Here is a 17,566-nt window from a genome sequence, read left to right on the forward strand (position 1 = left end):
AGAATCCAAGTTTTAAGGATTTGAAAACGATTCCGAATCTATCCTTTCGTCAAAGTTCGTTCCTCCTTCCATTCTTTCCAACCAATTGCGATTCCAAGAATATGCGAAGAGAAAGCGAGTGGAACCATCAACAACGGTAAGTAACTGATTGGAAAACGAGTTACGATTTCGTTCGGTGGATTCGTAAAAAGAATCCGAAATGGAAACGGCACCGACATAACTCCGGTAAACACCGTAAGTCCCAGGACAAATATCGCTATCACATTCCAAAGAAGGAGCCAGCGGATCGAAAGTAGATTTCGAGAGATCGCGAGATAAAGAATAGGAGCGCTCATCGGAACCCAGAGATCGAAGTTTCTACCCTTTAGGGTCATAATTTCGGAAAGTAAACCTTCCCTTACTAAAAGGAAGATCAGGAGTTCCGGGAGAAATCTCCAAACTTGAAAGAGACAAAGATTGATAGAACCGAACTCTTTTAGAAACGAAAAAATTTGCTTCGAAAATCCGAAACTTAAAAAAATCACAAACGTGGATAGAATACCGACTAATAACTTCGGCGGTAGTTCGAAGTTATGGAAAAAACCCTGAAAGGATAAAAATCCCTGAAACAAAAGAAAAAGAAAAATCGCGAAGAGAGAAATATAGATTCTTCTTCTTTTCTTGTTAGAGATCGTCTTTAACCTTCCATAAAAAAAATTAAAAATGAGAAAGATCAGCGATCCGGATGAGAGTAAGCTGAAAACCGAAATAAAAAGGGGAATTGTTTTTGTTACCATCGTAACCTCCATCGATGAGATTACACGAATTTTAAAAATGAATCCATAGAAGTATTGTCACGAAACGTTTTTTGGACCGTGACGATCGTCACGGTTTTCTAAATTTCTGAAGAAAAACCGTAAGCCTTTGAAACTTATCTTTTCCTCCATTCGATTCTTTTTCTTTATCCACGGTTTTATCATAAAGGTGTACTAGATGATTTCGTAACGTTCCGTCGGCGATTCCAAGAAAAAAACCGATTTGTTTGCGGGTATATCCTTCGTTTATCAATTCGCAAATTCTTAGTTCCTGCTTCGTCAGACCTCTTTGAGAGAGAGAATTAAAATCCAATAACTCTAAAGTGTTTTTGGCGGGTCGAAAAAAACGGAGAACAATCCAAGAAGCCGCCGCCCCGATTAAGGAAAGCAAAACCGTTTGTGTTCGACTCGATTCGATTCTTGTTAAATACAAAACGGAAAGAGAACCCAATCCTAACGCAACGCTCAAACATACGAGACCTTCAGCAATTCTATGAAAAATGGAATCCATTTCCTTTCTGGAAAGATAGACCGAAACAAAAACGCTGACGATTGAATCCACTCCCATGCCGAGCGGGAGCAGATTGATTCCGAAAAGAGGAATAAAATTTGTTCCTAGACCTAACCACCAGAAAAAGACTAATACCGGAATCCAACCTCTCAAAAGAGTTTCCTCCGGGTTTAATAAAAGAATCAGAGAAAGCAGAAAACAGATTCCGAATAAACCGCCGACGAGAATTCTCGCCGGAATTTCTAAAATGGGAAACCAGCCCCAGTCGTATAATTTCCATTCTCGAATAAGAATGGATTTGTTTGCAAAAAAATCAAATTCGATAAGAATCAGGAGAGCGATCGTGATCGTCAGAACGAAGTAAGTCATCGCAGATTTTACGGGACGTCCCGAAAGAATTCTGCTTAAGCTGAGAAGAAGATAGGGAACAAAAAAAATAAAGTGCCGGAAAATATGAAAAAAAACGGAGGCTTGATCGGAAGACGAGGATTTTAAAAGTAAGAAGATAGTAAAGTTACCTCCTGCTAAAATCAGCAGGAAGATACGGAAATAAACTCCAAAAGGATCGCGGTCGCGGATGATCGCAAAGAAGGCGGCAAGATTTGCCAACATTGCAGAGATGGGAAATAAATGAACCACTTCCATAAAAAAAGCAAACTATAGAGGAGAATTCGGATGGAAATATATTTTTATTTCGAAAAACATTTTTCTTCCACGGAATCCTGTCCGAGTCTGAAACTAGGTCCTATAAAATAATTCGGTTACAAAAGACGATTCGTTCTGAAAATCTAAAACGACTATGAAACACTCGATTCTTCTTTTAATCGTGATCTTTACCTTTGCACAATGTTCAAAGGATTCTTTCGATACGGAAAGTCTTAACGAGGAAAGTTTAAACGTTTCTCTGCATCTGCAAAATCGACTGAATGGGCTGATCTCGAAAACTTTGCCCGCTACCGTAAGCGTATTTCCGAAAGGAAGTGCCTCCGGATCCTCCCCGATCGGTTCCGGTTTTTTTATCGACTCGGAAGGTCATGTTCTGACATGTCTCCACGTAATCAAAGGCGGGTCCGAATTTTTGGTTCGGCCCGCGAAGTCCGGTAAACTTCTAAAAGCAAAACTCATCCGATCCGGAAAGGAAATGGAAGTCACACTGAGCAATTCTCCATAAAGCGGTTTCCGGATTATTATCCAATTCAAAGTTTGAAGCAACGCTGAGTTCTCCTTCCGGCTTGACAATAATAGAATACGAAGGAGCGACGGCGGGCGCTTCCAAGACCGTTACTTTACAAAATGTTAAGTATGGTTACGAATCTTCGATTTCGATAAGCAGTCCGACGAGCCCGGTGACGAGTGGAAGTTTTAGTGTTTCCTTTTCCGGAACGGTAAACGGTGTCGCGATCGATCAAATTTTCGCATTCAATTTCTAATTCATTGGAAATTACGATTACGAAGAATTTCGAAATGCCCTCTGTAGGAGGGTATTTTTTTACCTAAGAGCAACTCGAAATAAAATCTAAATTCCTCTTCAATCCTTTCCCGGCCCGAAAATTCTGCCAAATCTTCCGATTCCACTTTTATAAAAAGAGAGAACGAAAAAAGTTGTAACCATTTCTGTTACAAGATGTCTAAGTGAAGAATGGAAATCTTTACTTTCGGAGTAAAAAATAAAAATGAATGTCGAATCAAAACAAGCAGTGGATCTCTTTGGGCCCACTCAAATCGGAAACTTACATCTTCAAAATCGAATCGTAATGGCGCCTATGACACGATCCAGGGCGATCGATAATATCCCAAACTCGATCATGGCGGACTATTATTCCCAGAGAGGAAGCGCAGGATTGATCGTAACCGAAGGAACTTCTCCTTCGCCGAATGGATTGGGTTATAGTAGAATTCCGGGAATCTTTAGCAAAGAACAAGTCGAAGGCTGGAAACTGACCACAAAAGCGGTTCATGAGAAGGGAGCGAAGATCTTTGTTCAGCTCATGCATACGGGCAGGGTCGGAACTCCGGTCAATCTTCCGGAAGGATCGGAAGTTGTAGGACCTTCTTCCATTCAGGTAAAAGGCGAGACCTGGACGGATACAAAAGGACAACAACCGTATGCGGTTCCCCGGGAAATGAATTCCGACGATATCAAACACGCGATCGAAGAATACGTTCAAGCGGCGAAGAATGCGGTCGAGGCGGGATTTGACGGCGTTGAACTACACGCGGCAAACGGATATCTTTTAGAACAATTTTTAAACGCAAATTCGAATCAAAGAACCGATTCTTACGGAGGTTCCAATGAAAATCGGAATCGTTTCGTGATTGAAGTCGCCCGCGCCGTTGTCGACGCGATCGGGAAAGATAAGGTGGGAATCCGCGTATCGCCGTACGGAGTTTTTAACGATATGGGAGCGTTTGAAGGAATTGAAGAACAGTACGAAATTCTTTCCAAAGAGTTGAATTCGATCGGACTTGTTTACGTTCATATCGTAAATCATAGTTCTATGGGAGCTCCGGAAGTTCCGGAAAGTGTGATTCAAAAGATCCGAAAAGAATATAAGAATACGTTAATACTCAGCGGGGGTTACGATAAGAAGAGGGCCCAATCCGATTTAGAAGACGGTAAATGTGAACTCGTTGCGTTCGGAAAACCGTTTATCGCCAATCCGGATTTTGTGATTCGGCTCAAAGGAGATAAAACTTTCTCCGATGCGGATCAAAGCAAATTTTATACTCCGGGTGAGGAGGGATACACCGATTACCCAAGTTTAAACTAACACGAATAAAAATTCAAAATCTAGAAAGTATTGGAGAATCCGTCTTTCAAATTTTCTTAGATTTTGAATTCCGTTTACATCCCTTTATGATTCCAAATTCAAAAGTAATTTTCTCAGGAGTTTCGATAGCTCGGTGTGTTCCTTTTCGGAAAGAGCGCTCATCAATTCGTGTCCGCTTTTGACGTGGTCCAAAAGAGTTTTTGTAATCACAAGTTTTCCCTCGGACGTTAAACAAATAAGAACACCGCGTCTGTCCTTCGGATCCGGTTCTCTCTGAACCCAACCCATCGATTCCAATCGGTCGATTCGATTTGTCATCGTTCCGGATGTGATCATCAAGGTTGCAAGAAGATCACCGGGAGCTTTTTTATAAGGTTTTCCGCTACGGAGAAGGGCGGCCATAACGTCGAAATCTTGGGTGGAAAGACCGTGACTTTCAAAAACTTCCTTATGAACGTTATAAAAGAAAATGGAAGACAACCGATGAATTCTTCCGATCGTTCCCATTGCAGTCATATCAAGATCGGGTCTTTCTATAGCCCACTGTTCCAAAATAAAATCGACATGGTCTTCCGTTTTTTTGGACTTCATATCTCCCATCCTAAAGAAAATATCTTGACGTCAAGATAAAGTTGAAATATTCTTCCTGCAAAGAATCTTGATATCAAGATAAATGAGTTTTGGAGGGAATATGAATATTGCAGCCTTTTTTATACTACTAACCGGGATCGTTGCACTTTTGCTAACTCCGATCCAGTCATTCCTTTGGAACGGAGAATCCGCTCCTTTTTACGTTTTGAAAACGACCGATTTGATATCCGCTTTTCTAAAAATGAGAGCCGAACTTTCTCCGGAGACTTCGGATTACTATTTTTTCGGAAGAATGACGATCTTGATTCACATCGGAATTTTGTTAGGTCTGAGGGAATTGTATAGAAACGGTTTTTTTCCGACTTCCGTTTTGAAAATTTTCAAGCTGGTAGTTGCCGTTCTAATGGTCGCCGCTTTTGGAGATCTCGTAACCTATTGGGGAGGAAGTTTTTTCGGCGAGAGATTCAGAAACATCGGTTTTCGTTGGATCGAGGGGCCTTCACTGGTCCTACTTTTGTTCGTGCTCGGATATTTAGGATTTAAGTTAAAAAACGAGAAAAAATGGGACGGAAATGTATTTCTTTTTCTGCCGGTGATCATGGTCGGGTCCACATTATTTTTTTCTTATATACCGCATGGATTTTTATTACCTTTACTGATCGTTATAACGGGTTTTGTATTGAGTTCCGACTCTTCTCCGATTTTGCAGAGAATCAGTCGATCGTTTACGAAAGTCACTTCGATAAAAAGTATTCTTCTTTTGTTCGTATTTGCGATGTTATGTGCAGAGACGATGCAAATTTTGGAAAAGTGGATTCCGATTACCGGTCAGGTCCTTCCTAAAAAAATGGACTTCCGACCATTTTCATCTTCAAAGGATATCATAGAAGTTTTCGGAGCTTACGGAGAACAAGGAAGAATCCTCTACTTCTGGATCGATATCGTGGATATGATTTTTCCAATTCCTCTTTTTTTGTCTTTTGCGGGAATTTACACAAGGGCGGCGCAAAAAATAGACTTACCTATCTCTTTCAATCTTTTGTCGTTGGGATTTTTAATCTTTGATATTCTTGAAAATTCTCTGATGTTTTACTTTTTATCATCTTGGCCGGATGTTCCGGAACCGTTGGCGACATTCACCGGAGCCGTAACCGCAATTAAGTTATTTTTTCTTTTTGTCGGTTTTGCGATGTTTTTCGCTTCATTTTTAATTCTCACTTATATTTGGATTCGGGAAAAACGAAAAAAACTTTCAGCTGAATAGAATGATTTTTCGGGTAAAGGGAGACTTTTGCCCGGAAACTCTTCCTTCCATTTTTACAAGCTCTTTTTAATCATTTATAACTTGTCCCGACAAACGATTCTCTGAAATTCTTCTGGATCCGGTCTTGAAGTCCCTCTTGAAATAGAATTTCGAAAAATCTTTTTTTCGATATCTGATCGAGAAGAAAATACTCCAAAAGGTCATTTAAACCATTTCGGGAAATAGAAAATAGTTTTAAAGAATCTGATTCTATTCCAAAGATTCGATTCGACCTTACCCAAAAACCTGAAAAGACATCGCTTCCAGCTCTAGGTAAACTCGTAATCAATACGCTGGAGTTCCCACAGATTACGTCGCCTTAGCGCTTTATGAACCTTCCACGGACTTATACTTGGGAAATTCTTATTGGAGTTCCTACATTTTGTGAAACTCAGTGTTCAGTTCCTGCCGACTTTAGCGGGTTCCGGATACAATTTTATTAAAAAACATACCATAAGGTATGGTATGTTGGTTGACGAACTTTTATTTTTTGATATTTTTTATTTAGGAGAATTTTATGAAACCGGAAGATTTTCTAATTTTAGGGGCCGTTCATAGCGTAGGTTTTGCAGTTTTTCACCTTTATTTTTGGAAGTTGTTTCGTTGGAAGGAGGATTTAAAACGTGTCTCCTTTGCGAATCGAGCCATTCTTCAAATTGCAAATCTTAGGTTGATTTATGTTTTTATCTTTATGGCCGTTATCAGCTTTTTCTTTAGAACGGACCTCGTCCATTCTAGAATGGGAACTTGGATACTAATCGGTTTTTCCCTTTTTTGGTGGGGAAGGTTGGTGGAGCAGTTTATTTTTCTAAGAGTCAATCAAGCGATGGTTCATTTTTTGTCTGTTCTATTTTTCTTGGGTGGAGTTTTGTATTTGATTCCTTTGTTTGTGTTTTAATTTTTAGAATCATGCTCGTTGCTGAAGATTGGATATTGGCTGGTTTGGATCTTCTTTATCTCAAAGGAGAAGCGTCGCTCACAATCGAAACCTTATGCAAAAAATTGAAACTTACAAAGGGTTCTTTCTATCATCATTTTAAGAATCGGGAAGAATTTACGCAGAGGATGTTGAATTATTGGGAAAATCATTTTACGGACGAAGTCATTCGTAAGGCCGAAGAACAATCGTCTCCGCAGGCGAGACTGAAAGTTTTACGGTCGCTTACTTTAGCGCTTCCAAAAAATGCGGAAAGAGCAATCCGAGCCTGGGCGTTTCGAAATTCAAAGGTGAAAAAAATTCAGGAACGAGTGGATTCTAAAAGAATTTCTTTTTTAAAGAATGCGTATTGGGAACTTTCCGGGGATCGTAGGCAAGCGGATCAGAAAGCTAAACTTGCCTACGCGATTTTTGTGGGAGTGGAAATGATTCTTCCAAGCCTAAGTGAAAAAGAAATTAAAAAACTCTATTTTTCAGTCTGATCGTTTGTTTTTGATTTTTTCTTTTCTTCTCACGTAAACTACCTTGTCCAATTCCGCGACTACCTTTCCCGTTTTTTCGTCGTAGACTTTTGTTTGAAAGAAGGCGTCTAACTTTCTTTTTTCATCCGCTTCTTTTCGTATCCTCTCAATTTCTTCGCGGGGAATCTGAAATTCTGCGTAAACTTTTCCCATTCCGGGGCTAATAAATCGAATTGTAGCGGCTTTGTCCCAGACGAGATATTCTTCGCCCAGATTCTCCATTAAAATCAGCATATAAAACGGATCGCACATGGAATAAAGAGAGCCGCCGAAATGAGTTCCCACTAAATTTCGATTCCACCAATGAAGTTTCATACTGAGCCGGAAATGGGTAAAATCTTTGCTGATTTGTTTGTAACGAATCCCCGCCGCAAAATAAGGAGGATAAAAGTTGAAAAAATAAAATCGAAGTCGTTTCCAGAAATTCATGTAGTTTGATACCAAACCTTATCGTTATTTTCCTTTTGTTGAAGATGCCCCTGATTTTAAAATCAGAAAATAAGTCATTTGTAATGAAAACCTCGTAAAATGTCTCGTTTTGTTTGAAAGCCTCTTGCTTTTTCAAAGCATCCAATGTAAAAACATCTTCCCCGGAGGAATTGAATTTGAACCTTTCAAAATTTCGAGAGATCCTATGGATTCTCTTTTCCTTTTTATTTTTTCTAAACTTTCTCGGTTGTAGCGATTCTACAACTTATGTGATTAAGAATAAAAAACCGCTTTTGACTTCGAACACGAAAGGTCTTTTTGCCGGAGCGTCTAAGGTTGACATTACACCTCCGCCGGGTCTTCCCCTCGCAGGATATTCGATGCTCGCTAATACGGAGAAGGGATTCAGAACAAAAATTTATGCGAGAGTGATTTATATCAGAAAGGATCAACACGCTCCGTTGGTCTTGATCCAAACGGATCTTCTTTCCGGTTCCTTATTGTTGCATCATAAGCTTGCTGAACGACTTGCTGAAAAAACCGATATCAGTTTAGGAGGAATTGTTCTTTCCGGAACCCATACACATTCCGCACCCGGAAATTTTTACGAGAATAACTTCTACAACGAGTTTGCCGGAAACAAACCCGGTTTTGAAAAGGAATGGTATGAATTTTTAGAAGATCGAATTTACGATGCGGTCTTAGAAGCCTATCAATCCGCGAAACCCGCGAAAATAGCTACGGGAAAATCCAACGTTTGGGGACTGACGAGAAACCGCTCCATCGAAGCCTATGCGGCGAATCGTAATTCGGGAATTCAAGAAATCAAAACCGAACAGATTTACGACGCGATCAATCCGACGATGACGATGATTCGAGTGGATGCCAAAGACAAGGACGGTTTGTTCAAACCTCTTGCTGTCTATTCTACGTATTCGATTCACGGAACTACGGTTCCGTCTTGGAACAAGGTGGTTAACGCGGACGTTTTCGCTTATCCGGAAAGAGAATTAGAATTAAAAATCAAAGAAGAATACAAATCGGAATGGGATCCTTTGCACGCGGTGTCTAACGCGACTCATGGAGACAATTCTCCGGATTATCGCGAAGACATGCAGGGGTTTATAGAATCAAAAAGACTCGGTCTCGAAATATCGGAAAAATCTTATGAACTCTTTCAAGTCTTAGGTAAAAAATTAAACTCCGACGTTACGTATTCTTACAATTCGAAAGAAGTGGATGTTTACGAGAATCCTAAGATGGGAGAAGCTGAACTCTGTAGTCGGCCTGTGGCGGGAACCGCTCTGACCGGAGGCGCCGAAGACGGAATGACTCCGGTTTTATTCTGGCTTCCTTTTTGGGGAGAAGGGTGGCCCCGTTATATTTTTACCGGCGGTTGTCAGGGGCATAAAAGAACCGCAGGTTCCTTTTTTCAATATCTCGTCTTAGCAAAGAAAAATTTTCCTCATAGAATGATTCTTCAATCCGCAAGAATCGGAGATACGGCCCTGCTCGCGGTTCCTTTTGAAGTTACAAACGAATCCGGAAGAAGATTTTCAAAGGCCGCCCTTGATGCGGAAAAACAAAGAACCTCGAAAAGTAAAGAACACGTCACTCACACTTCCGTCTTGTCATGTACCAACGGTTATTTCGGATATTCAACGACTCCGGAAGAATATTCCAAACAACACTACGAGGGAGGACATACGATCTATGGACCCGGGACTCAGCCCTTTCTTCAAGCCCATCTCGCGGATCTTATAAAACAAATGCCATCGGAAGGTGGTAAGGAAAATTTTCCGGATTCTTGGGAATTTCAACTCGATACGAAACATTATATGCCCGAAAAACGAGAGGCAAAAGGAAATCGTGAATTGAAGGAAGCTCCTCGTCTGGTCCTTGCCGAAGAAAACTTAGAGAAACATTGGATCTTTCGATACAAGGACGTGAATCCATCCTTGATACAATTTCATCAGCCTTTGATTTCGATTCAATACCGGGATGAAAAAGAAGAATGGAAGAATTTAATTCAGGATGGAAAATTGATAAACGACTTCGGAACCGAGTTGGACGTTCGTCTGCAAGGTGATGCTTCGGAAGGAATGGCGATCTATGAAGTCCGTTGGTTCAATCCGGAGTTTCATTCTAAAAGGAAGTATCGTTTTGCGATCGCTCCACGAGGAAAGGAAAAGGAATTCTATTCTCCCGAATTTTGATCTTTTTTGCGATGAATTCGTTTTGTTTCGACAAACGGATTCATTTTTTCTAATGAATTTTATAAAAGTCGAATTGGTAGCTTCTTCGACGATGGATTCCTTTTTTCTACTTTCAAACCTCGATCGGTCTTTAGGTATAAAAATTTCTAATTAGAGAATGTGTTGACTTTGTGTTTCGTTTTCGAACCGAGATTGTTCTTTTTTGCCGGTAAAATTTCCTTGCCCGGAAATTCAGGATTCTTATAACTTCGTTTCATGCAAAGAACGATAGCTCTGGTTCGTAAAAAGGGATCTCTGGAAAACGTAGAATTGATAAGCGAAGTTCTCCCGGAACCTTCCGAAAACGAAGTACAAGTTGAGATTCATTCGATCGGTTTGAATTTTGCGGATCTTTTCGCAATTCAAGGTCTTTATAGCGCGACTCCGGAAGGGGCTTTTATTCCAGGTCTTGAATATTCCGGCGTCGTTTTATCAGTCGGTAAAAAAGTTAAAAACGTAAAGAAAAAGGATAAGATTATGGGAGTGACCCGTTTCGGCGGTTATACGTCTCATTTGAATATCGATTCTCGGTATGTTTTTAAACTCCCTTCGAAATGGAATTTTGATCAGGGCGCCGGCTTTTTAGTTCAAGGTTTGACCGCCTACTACGCATTAGTTGCTCTCGGTGATCTCCAAAAAGGTCAGACGGTTTTGATACATAGCGCCGCGGGTGGAGTTGGAATTCTCGCGAATCGAATCGCAAAAAAATTAGGAGCCTTTACGATCGGAACGATCGGTTCGCCTTCCAAAATCGAACTTCTTAAAAAAGAAGGTTATGATAAACAAATCGTACGTTCGAGTCGATTTGTAAAAGATCTCAAGGATTCTCTTTCCGGAAAAGAATTGGATTTGGTTTTGGAATGTATCGGAGGGAAAATTTTTCAAGAAAGTTACGATAGTATGGCTCCGATGGGAAGAATGATCGTATACGGCGCCGCAGATATGATGGGCGGAGGAAGTTCCGTGAACTGGCCCAGACTTGCGTATAAATATCTGACTCGTCCAAAGTTGGATCCTATGGAGATGGTTTCGGACAATAAAGCGGTGATGGGTTTTAACTTGATCTGGTTGTACGATCGGGTAGAAAAACTTACGAAAAATCTCAACGGTTTAGTAAAACTCAACCTTGCTCCTCCCCTAGTAGGGAAAACATTTCCTTTTGAAAAGATCGACGAAGCACTCAAATTTTTTCAATCGGGAACTTCAGTGGGTAAAGTCGTATTAAAAGTAATAGCAGGGTGACCGTGTAGGATTTAATCCTTTGTGTTTTTTAACGATTTTATAAAAGTTCGTACGCTTCGAAAAAACGAGTTCGGTAAGCGGTAGACTTTGCTTTACAAGAATAGGAATTCTTTCAGTTTGGAGGCAGAGTGAGCCAATCTGTTTTTTCCGAAATTTTTCATTCTTATCGAGCGACCTTTGAGAATTTTTTAAATTCTCAAACACTCTCCGCCTTATCCGAACGTTCTGCGCCGGAACTTTTTGAAGCTATGAAATACAGCCTTGTGGCAGGCGGAAAACGTCTGAGACCGGTTTTGGCTCTCGCCTCTTCCGGAGGATTTCAAGTCGATTCTAAAAACGCCTTTTTACTCGGATCGTCCTTGGAATGTATTCATACCTATTCTTTGATTCACGACGATCTTCCGAGTATGGATAACGACGACTTTAGAAGAGGAATGCCGACTCTTCACAAGAAATTTTCAGAAGCAACCGCAATTTTAGCGGGGGATGCTCTCAATTCTTTTGCTTTTTATCTTCTATCTTTTGTTGAGGCGGAGAATGGTGACGTTTCACTTTACCGCGATCTATTAGAAATTTTGCATACGGGTTCCGGCGCTCCGGGAATGGTCTCCGGACAAATTTATGATTTGCAGATGGAAAGGGAAAATTTGGTCCAACCAGGAAACTCGGAAGACCGAATCGCAAAGGTGCTCTTGACCCATCGTTTAAAAACTGGCGCTTTGATCAAGGCTTCTCTTTTGATGGGGAATCGTCTTAGAAAAGATTGGAAGGAAAGGGAGAATTCCCTTTCAAAATACGGAGAAGATCTGGGTTTGATTTTTCAGATCACCGACGATATTTTGGACGTGGAAGGAACGCAGGAATCACTCGGAAAAACTCCCGGCAAAGACTTAAAGTCGGGAAAGATCACCTATCCGGCGTTATTTGGAATGGATCGTTCTAAGGAGATGGTTCGGGAACTTCAAAAAAATCTAATTTCTCTTTCCGGAGATTTCGTTTTTACTCCGGAAGAGAAAATATTCTTCCAGGAACTTCCGATCTACATTGGCCAAAGAAAAAATTAGACTCGACCGGCTTCTTTTAAAGAAGGGTTATGCGGAGACGCTGGAAAAGGCTAGAAGTCTGATCCTTTCCGGTTCCGTTTTGATAAACGAACAGAAGATTACGAAGGCCGGTCTCCAATTTCCCGAGAGTTCCGAAATTCGGATTTTGAACGTGATCCCTCAATACGTGAGCCGAGGAGCTTACAAACTTTTAAAAGCATTTGAAAGTTTTTCCGTAGAAGCAAAAGGAAAACTCTGTATAGATCTTGGCGCTTCTACCGGAGGATTTACCGAAGTCCTCCTTGAAAAAGGGGCTTGGAAGGTTTTTGCTTGTGATGTCGGCTACGGGCAGTTAGCCGAGAGATTACGAAATCATCCTTTCGTCGTCGTAAAAGATCGTTTTCATCTTAAGAATTTATCCGCTTTCGAGATCGGCTGGGATACTCTAAAAGAGCAGGTTCCGGATCCGAATTCTATCTTGATCGTTATGGATTTGAGTTTTATTTCTCTTCGATCCGTTTTTCCGGTTCTGAAAAAATTCAGGGAAGAAAAGTTCATTCCAAAAATTGAATGTGTTACCCTGATTAAACCTCAATTTGAGGCTGAACAGAAAGATTTAGTCAAAGGGGTTCTTCGTGATCCTAAAATTCGCTGGAAGATCGTCCGATCGATCTGTAGATTTCTCAAGGTGGAAACCGGGGCTTCCGTCTTAGGTTTGGAGTGGTCTCCGATCAAGGGGAGGGAAGGGAATAAGGAAATTCTTCTATATTGGGAATTGTAATTCGAAGACTTATTCAGTTTAAGCGGATCGTAAGTTGGGATTTTTTACGATAACTTTCGCTGATAAATTTGATTTTTACTTGAAAAATGCGGCGGACGTTACGGTTTAATTGAAAGAGACAAAATTTGATTCATTCAAATCAAATGCGAAAAATACAAAAGATCTGAAAATGAAAAATTCTAATAAATGAAGACCAACTCCTCAAAATGAGAGGACTTTTCACTAAAGTCTATTGCTATGGGCGATTTAGCCGTATCTACCGATCTACTATACGAAGTATATTAATTATTCTTAATGGATTCAAGCAGAATTTATGAACCAAAAATCAGAAAATAAAAGAGAGGAAATTCCTCCTCTCAACGGCCTGAGGGCATTTGCAATTACCGCAGTCTTTGTGTATCACTACTATTTCTATTCCGGATACACAGCTGCGAATAAAAATTCCCTTCTGGACGGGTTTATAGCCATGCTCCATCATTTTGAAGTGAATTTATTTTTTATCCTGAGCGGTTTTTTGATTTCAATGGCTCTTTGGAAAGAATGGTCTCAGAATGGGAAAATCAGATATCTGGATTTTTTCTTAAAACGAAATTACAGACTACTTCCAGTATATTATATTTTTATAACTCTTAGTTATTGGATCAATAAAGTCTCGTATTCTATGAGTCAAAAATGGGTCGCTAAAAAAGAATTATCAGTTCCGGAAAAATTAATGGCTTTAGGCGCGCTGGAAAATACGGATAATTTACTGGGAAACGCTTGGGCCGATTTCGTGCTTTTAGGAAATTATTGGCGAGGGCCTAATATCCATACTTGGTTCCTTTCCATGATCGAGCAGTTTTATCTGATATTTCCTTTCTTTTGCGGCCTTATCTTATTCAAAAAGGATTTTTTTACCAGGCAATGTATCCTTTGGGGATTATATTTAATACCCGGGTTGTTCCGAATTTGTATTTATCTTCTGCCGGATGTATTCGGAACCGATTATGAAACCTTAGTTTTTCGTCCTACCCATACGAGAGGGGACTCGATTGTGATAGGGGTAATACTCATGGATTGGGTTGTTAATCGCAAAGACCAGCTCAAAGAGTATTTATCTGGAAATTTTATAAAATATTTTCTGATCTTTTTTCCCGTATTAATTCTGGCTTTAATTAATCTCAAAGGAGATCCGATCTATTCCTTCTTTTCCGGAACTGTAAGGTTTAATTTAATCGATGTCGTTTATATCTCGATCATTTTATCCGTTATTTTTTTTCCGGACACGTTTCTTGCGAAAGGGCTGAGTTTGAAATTCTTAACTCCGATTTCCAATTTGAGTTATACGATTTATATCTGGCACTTACTGCTTTCATTGATTTCATTCGGAGTATTAAAAATCGTAGTGCCGGATCTTTTTGAAACGGGGCTTATGTTTTTCGTTCTTAGTCTTTTTCTTGGATTTCTGTTTACGCTCGGGGTTTCTTGGCTGATTTTTAGATTTATAGAAGATCCTCTGAGTCGTATTTTTAAAAAATTCTTTCCGCCGGCATCTTAATGTTTGCCCATAGGAAATCGCTTTTCGTGTTTTGACACGGAGAGAATTTTGATTGTTAAAAATCGTATCTCGAAAAATGAAAAATAAAATCAAAGATTGGGCAGTCTTTAACAAAGAATCCGAATTTGGTATTTCCGAAACCTGAGTTTTGATACGATGCCAGAATTATTAAAAAACCTATATTCCGATTCTGTTTTAAACAAAATCGCATTGTCCTTTTCTTCCGAATTTCCTTCCATTTCAGAGGAAGAATGGATTAGAAGATTCAAACAAAAAGACTGGAATCGACTCGAACTCAAACAAAGGATTCGAAGAATCGCGGAAGTAATTTCCGAAGAACTTCCGAAACCTTTTCCAAAATCTCTCAAAACGCTCCTTACGATTACGGATACGATCGAAACCAGATTCACGGGGAAAGAAATTTTTCTTTCCATTTTTCTCGGAGACGTTGTTGAAATTCTCGGAATCGAACATCCGGAAGAATCGATGATCGCTTTTGAAAGAATCACAAAACTGATTTCCTGCGAATTTTCCATTCGTCCCTTTTTGATCCGTCATCCCGAACTCACTTGGGCTAAGATGTCTGAATGGTCTCTTCATTCAGACCCGAATGTAAGAAGGTTATCATCGGAAGGAAGTCGTCCGAGGCTTCCTTGGGGGATGGGAGTTCCCGGTTTAAAAAAAGATCCCCAAAGAACGATTTCCATTCTTCAAAATTTAAAGGACGATCCGGACGAGGTTGTTCGAAGAAGTGTTGCCAATCACCTGAATGATATTTCTAAAGATCATCCCGATCTTGTCTTAGAAATTGCAGAGAGTTGGGTTGGAGCTACGAAAGAAAGGGATGCGTTGCTGAAACACGCACTTCGGGGGCTCTTAAAAAATGGAAATCAAAAAGCTCTGAAGATATTCGGATTCGGTTCGAAGGTAAATGCAAAAATTCTAAACTTAAAACTGAAATCAAAAAAGGTCAAAATCGGAGGGGAGCTTCTGTTTAGTTTTACCGCCGTTTTGGAAGAGAAAAAGAAAATGAAGCTTAGAATCGAATATAAAATCGAATACGCCAAAGCTTCCGGAAAAACCTCGAAAAAAGTTTTTCAAGTCGAGGAAAGATTTTTTGATTCAAAAAAATCCGTTGAATACGAACGAAAGCAGTCCTTTAAACAGATGACCACCCGAGTTCACATTCCCGGGAAACATTCTCTGGAGATTCATATCAACGGAGAGGCGAAAGCAAAAGTTGACTTTCAGGTTATCCGTTGATTCCGAAAAAATCTCTCGGAAATTTTTAGGCATTGAATTTACGAAAACTAAAATAGATCTTTTGCGCTTTGAGAATTCAATTCTAAAATTTATGCGATATTACCCTTAGAATTCGGATGAAATTTTATCTCTTCCAGGATTCAAGGAATTGATAGAGCGAGTGTATGCAAAAATTATAAAGTATTCTCATTCTGTTGGTCTCAGCAAAGTTATTTGCAGAAACGAGGCAAATTATAGAAGGACGAATTTTTTGGTATCCGGTCGATGAGCTTCATTCTGCAAAGTTTACGTTTGTTCAAGAATTCTACGCTAATAAAACGCCGTAGAGGAGGATCAGAATTCCGATAAGATTGGTCGTAACTCCGATCGCTCCTAAAGATTTTCCTAAAATCGGGTTTTCTTGAAATTCATCCTTAATTCCTTGGAGCCAGTTTGCGGTATCTTTGAGCGCAAGAAAGAGCGAAGAGATCGCGAAAAAGGCCGCTCCAATCAGTCCTAAGTTTTCGGACAAGTTTGCATAACGAAAGGCGATCAGCAATCCCAAAAGCATCGCGCCCTGCATAAGAGATCCGATATGTGCGGCTTGCAGATAACGAGAAGGAAATTCGGCCTTTTTTCTTGCGAGCGCGTAAGGAAAACCGGTAAGACTGCCATAGGCTAAATTCAAAACTCCGGCTAGGATGAGAATCTTTTCGGAAAGAAGCATGAGACACCTCGTTAACGAAAGAAAATAGCAAACAACGTCGATTTAGTCTATTCATAAATTTTAAAGAAGATTCTAAATCCTTGAGTCTGTTTCTTAAAATTTAAACGGAAGTCGCGACCGAATGGTAAGAAAAACCACTTCTTTCGAAGAAATCGATCTCACGCATACCCAATCAAAGGAAGTCCAAGTTTGAAATAAACACCGGTTCCATTTTTTGACGAACCGGGAGATCGAAAAATAGATTCAGGAATTTGAGATTGTGTAGAGGGAAAGGGTAGCGGTTCATCAGAAAGAATCTTAACTTTTTCGATTTAAATAAAAAAAACCCCGCCGTTTCCGACAGGGTCTTAATAAAAAGAAAAAATAAGAATTCGATTCTCTTACTTTTTCTTACCTTTTACGGGAGCTGCGTCAAAAGTAGGAATGGACTTAGCGTCGTCTTCGACAAAATCCAAATATCCATTTTGTTTCAATTCCTCAACGTCTTCCACCGATAGATCGAGATCGTCTAAGACAAGATTCGCATCGGTCAATAGTTGACCGAACGTCTCTGCATCGAAACGATTCATGATTTTGTCGGATGTGAAGTAAGGTTTTAGAGCTTTCGCTTCTGCATACTTATCTTCAGTATTTTCTCCAATTCCCGGTATGAAAAATGTCATATAGGAAATATAGGCGTTAAGAAGATTGGATGGGTTTAAGTAGTCCACTTCTTCAGCAGGAATTACTTTTTCTACGGTTGCTTTTGATAGAACAGACCGAGCTTTTTCCGCCCTGCTTGAAAGTTTTCTGCTTTGTTTAAGAATTTGAATAGATCCGAATATGGAGTCACCCGTAAAAGAATAAACGAAAAGATTAAGAGGCATTAATATAATGTCCCCT

General features: G+C 40.0%; 18 protein-coding genes (1 of these 18 running past the window's edge). 12 read left to right on the forward strand and 6 right to left on the reverse strand.

The window, feature by feature from the left end:
• Positions 1-38: 38 nt before the first annotated feature.
• A complete protein-coding gene (locus JWG44_RS06865; RefSeq protein ID WP_205274214.1) occupies positions 39-776 on the reverse strand; it encodes a hypothetical protein in 738 nt (245 codons plus the stop codon).
• Positions 777-864: 88 nt separating this feature from the next.
• Positions 865-1,950: a helix-turn-helix transcriptional regulator gene (locus tag JWG44_RS06870; RefSeq protein WP_205274215.1), complete on the reverse strand. Its 1,086-nt coding sequence runs from the start codon at positions 1,948-1,950 to the stop codon at positions 865-867.
• Positions 1,951-2,104: 154 nt separating this feature from the next.
• On the opposite strand from JWG44_RS06870, the gene JWG44_RS06875 reads away from it, so the two are divergent.
• The 3 genes from JWG44_RS06875 to JWG44_RS06885 all read left to right on the forward strand — a co-directional run bounded on the left by JWG44_RS06875 (position 2,105) and on the right by JWG44_RS06885 (position 4,076).
• Complete coding sequence (locus JWG44_RS06875; RefSeq protein ID WP_205274216.1) at positions 2,105-2,476, forward strand: S1C family serine protease; 372 nt, start codon at positions 2,105-2,107, stop codon at positions 2,474-2,476.
• A gap of 61 nt (positions 2,477-2,537) precedes the next feature.
• The gene (locus tag JWG44_RS06880) at positions 2,538-2,735 is read left to right on the forward strand and encodes a hypothetical protein (protein ID WP_205274217.1); all 198 of its coding nucleotides are present in this window, start codon (positions 2,538-2,540) and stop codon (positions 2,733-2,735) included.
• A 243-nt stretch (positions 2,736-2,978) separates the two neighbouring features.
• The gene (locus JWG44_RS06885) at positions 2,979-4,076 is read left to right on the forward strand and encodes an alkene reductase (protein ID WP_205274218.1); all 1,098 of its coding nucleotides are present in this window, start codon (positions 2,979-2,981) and stop codon (positions 4,074-4,076) included.
• Between the two features lie 84 nt (positions 4,077-4,160).
• Here JWG44_RS06885 and JWG44_RS06890 read toward each other — a convergent pair whose 3' ends face one another.
• The gene (locus JWG44_RS06890) at positions 4,161-4,667 is read right to left on the reverse strand and encodes a MarR family winged helix-turn-helix transcriptional regulator (protein WP_205274219.1); all 507 of its coding nucleotides are present in this window, start codon (positions 4,665-4,667) and stop codon (positions 4,161-4,163) included.
• A 100-nt stretch (positions 4,668-4,767) separates the two neighbouring features.
• On the opposite strand from JWG44_RS06890, the gene JWG44_RS06895 reads away from it, so the two are divergent.
• The 3 genes from JWG44_RS06895 to JWG44_RS06905 all read left to right on the forward strand — a co-directional run bounded on the left by JWG44_RS06895 (position 4,768) and on the right by JWG44_RS06905 (position 7,389).
• On the forward strand, positions 4,768-5,931 hold the full coding sequence (locus tag JWG44_RS06895) for a hypothetical protein (protein WP_205274220.1): 1,164 nt from the start codon (positions 4,768-4,770) through the stop codon (positions 5,929-5,931).
• Positions 5,932-6,487: 556 nt separating this feature from the next.
• A complete protein-coding gene (locus JWG44_RS06900; protein ID WP_205274221.1) occupies positions 6,488-6,868 on the forward strand; it encodes a hypothetical protein in 381 nt (126 codons plus the stop codon).
• A gap of 11 nt (positions 6,869-6,879) precedes the next feature.
• Positions 6,880-7,389, forward strand: a complete 510-nt coding sequence (locus tag JWG44_RS06905) for a TetR/AcrR family transcriptional regulator (protein ID WP_205274222.1) — start codon at positions 6,880-6,882, stop codon at positions 7,387-7,389.
• On the opposite strand, the gene JWG44_RS06910 is transcribed toward JWG44_RS06905, so the two are convergent.
• Positions 7,381-7,857, reverse strand: a complete 477-nt coding sequence (locus JWG44_RS06910; protein ID WP_205274223.1) for a DUF4442 domain-containing protein — start codon at positions 7,855-7,857, stop codon at positions 7,381-7,383. The genes JWG44_RS06905 and JWG44_RS06910 overlap by 9 nt on opposite strands.
• Positions 7,858-8,033: 176 nt before the next feature.
• Between JWG44_RS06910 and JWG44_RS06915 the strand changes: the two genes are divergently transcribed.
• The 6 genes from JWG44_RS06915 (at position 8,034) to JWG44_RS06940 (ending at position 15,978) form a co-directional block, all read left to right on the forward strand.
• Complete coding sequence (locus tag JWG44_RS06915) at positions 8,034-10,073, forward strand: neutral/alkaline non-lysosomal ceramidase N-terminal domain-containing protein (RefSeq protein WP_205274224.1); 2,040 nt, start codon at positions 8,034-8,036, stop codon at positions 10,071-10,073.
• A gap of 255 nt (positions 10,074-10,328) precedes the next feature.
• Positions 10,329-11,354, forward strand: a complete 1,026-nt coding sequence (locus tag JWG44_RS06920) for a synaptic vesicle VAT-1 family membrane protein (RefSeq protein WP_205274225.1) — start codon at positions 10,329-10,331, stop codon at positions 11,352-11,354.
• A 128-nt stretch (positions 11,355-11,482) separates the two neighbouring features.
• Positions 11,483-12,418: a polyprenyl synthetase family protein gene (locus JWG44_RS06925; protein ID WP_205274226.1), complete on the forward strand. Its 936-nt coding sequence runs from the start codon at positions 11,483-11,485 to the stop codon at positions 12,416-12,418.
• Positions 12,399-13,178 (forward strand): TlyA family RNA methyltransferase, encoded by a 780-nt coding sequence (locus tag JWG44_RS06930; RefSeq protein WP_205274227.1) that lies wholly within the window; start codon positions 12,399-12,401, stop codon positions 13,176-13,178. Before JWG44_RS06925 ends, JWG44_RS06930 begins: the two co-directional genes overlap by 20 nt.
• Before the next feature lie 313 nt (positions 13,179-13,491).
• On the forward strand, positions 13,492-14,715 hold the full coding sequence (locus JWG44_RS06935) for an acyltransferase family protein (protein WP_205274228.1): 1,224 nt from the start codon (positions 13,492-13,494) through the stop codon (positions 14,713-14,715).
• Positions 14,716-14,871: 156 nt separating this feature from the next.
• Positions 14,872-15,978 carry a DNA alkylation repair protein gene (locus tag JWG44_RS06940; RefSeq protein ID WP_205274229.1) on the forward strand — a complete coding sequence of 369 codons (1,107 nt, stop codon included), beginning with the start codon at positions 14,872-14,874 and terminating at the stop codon, positions 15,976-15,978.
• Positions 15,979-16,282: 304 nt separating this feature from the next.
• On the opposite strand, the gene JWG44_RS06945 is transcribed toward JWG44_RS06940, so the two are convergent.
• Together JWG44_RS06945 and JWG44_RS22240 are read right to left on the reverse strand one after the other, a co-directional pair.
• Positions 16,283-16,684, reverse strand: a complete 402-nt coding sequence (locus JWG44_RS06945) for a hypothetical protein (RefSeq protein ID WP_205274230.1) — start codon at positions 16,682-16,684, stop codon at positions 16,283-16,285.
• A gap of 380 nt (positions 16,685-17,064) precedes the next feature.
• Positions 17,065-17,566: the 3' portion of a hypothetical protein gene (locus JWG44_RS22240; RefSeq protein ID WP_232371523.1), read on the reverse strand. Its footprint extends 440 nt past the window's final position; 502 of the gene's 942 nt are visible here — the last part of the coding sequence; the start codon falls outside the window, past its right edge; its stop codon occupies positions 17,065-17,067.

The organism is Leptospira ainazelensis (assembly GCF_016918785.1).
Taxonomy (GTDB): domain Bacteria; phylum Spirochaetota; class Leptospiria; order Leptospirales; family Leptospiraceae; genus Leptospira; species Leptospira ainazelensis.

Coding starts and splice junctions, on each gene's coding strand:
- JWG44_RS06885 (WP_205274218.1), top strand. CDS start 2,979: ATGAATGTCGAATCAAAACAAGCAGTGGATCTCTTTGGGCCCACTCAA.
- JWG44_RS06895 (WP_205274220.1), top strand. CDS start 4,768: ATGAATATTGCAGCCTTTTTTATACTACTAACCGGGATCGTTGCACTT.
- JWG44_RS06945 (WP_205274230.1), bottom strand. CDS start 16,684: ATGCTTCTTTCCGAAAAGATTCTCATCCTAGCCGGAGTTTTGAATTTA.
- JWG44_RS06865 (WP_205274214.1), bottom strand. CDS start 776: ATGGTAACAAAAACAATTCCCCTTTTTATTTCGGTTTTCAGCTTACTC.
- JWG44_RS06905 (WP_205274222.1), top strand. CDS start 6,880: ATGCTCGTTGCTGAAGATTGGATATTGGCTGGTTTGGATCTTCTTTAT.
- JWG44_RS06900 (WP_205274221.1), top strand. CDS start 6,488: ATGAAACCGGAAGATTTTCTAATTTTAGGGGCCGTTCATAGCGTAGGT.
- JWG44_RS06875 (WP_205274216.1), top strand. CDS start 2,105: ATGAAACACTCGATTCTTCTTTTAATCGTGATCTTTACCTTTGCACAA.
- JWG44_RS06910 (WP_205274223.1), bottom strand. CDS start 7,857: ATGAATTTCTGGAAACGACTTCGATTTTATTTTTTCAACTTTTATCCT.
- JWG44_RS06920 (WP_205274225.1), top strand. CDS start 10,329: ATGCAAAGAACGATAGCTCTGGTTCGTAAAAAGGGATCTCTGGAAAAC.
- JWG44_RS06940 (WP_205274229.1), top strand. CDS start 14,872: ATGCCAGAATTATTAAAAAACCTATATTCCGATTCTGTTTTAAACAAA.
- JWG44_RS06870 (WP_205274215.1), bottom strand. CDS start 1,950: ATGGAAGTGGTTCATTTATTTCCCATCTCTGCAATGTTGGCAAATCTT.
- JWG44_RS06890 (WP_205274219.1), bottom strand. CDS start 4,667: ATGAAGTCCAAAAAAACGGAAGACCATGTCGATTTTATTTTGGAACAG.
- JWG44_RS06935 (WP_205274228.1), top strand. CDS start 13,492: ATGAACCAAAAATCAGAAAATAAAAGAGAGGAAATTCCTCCTCTCAAC.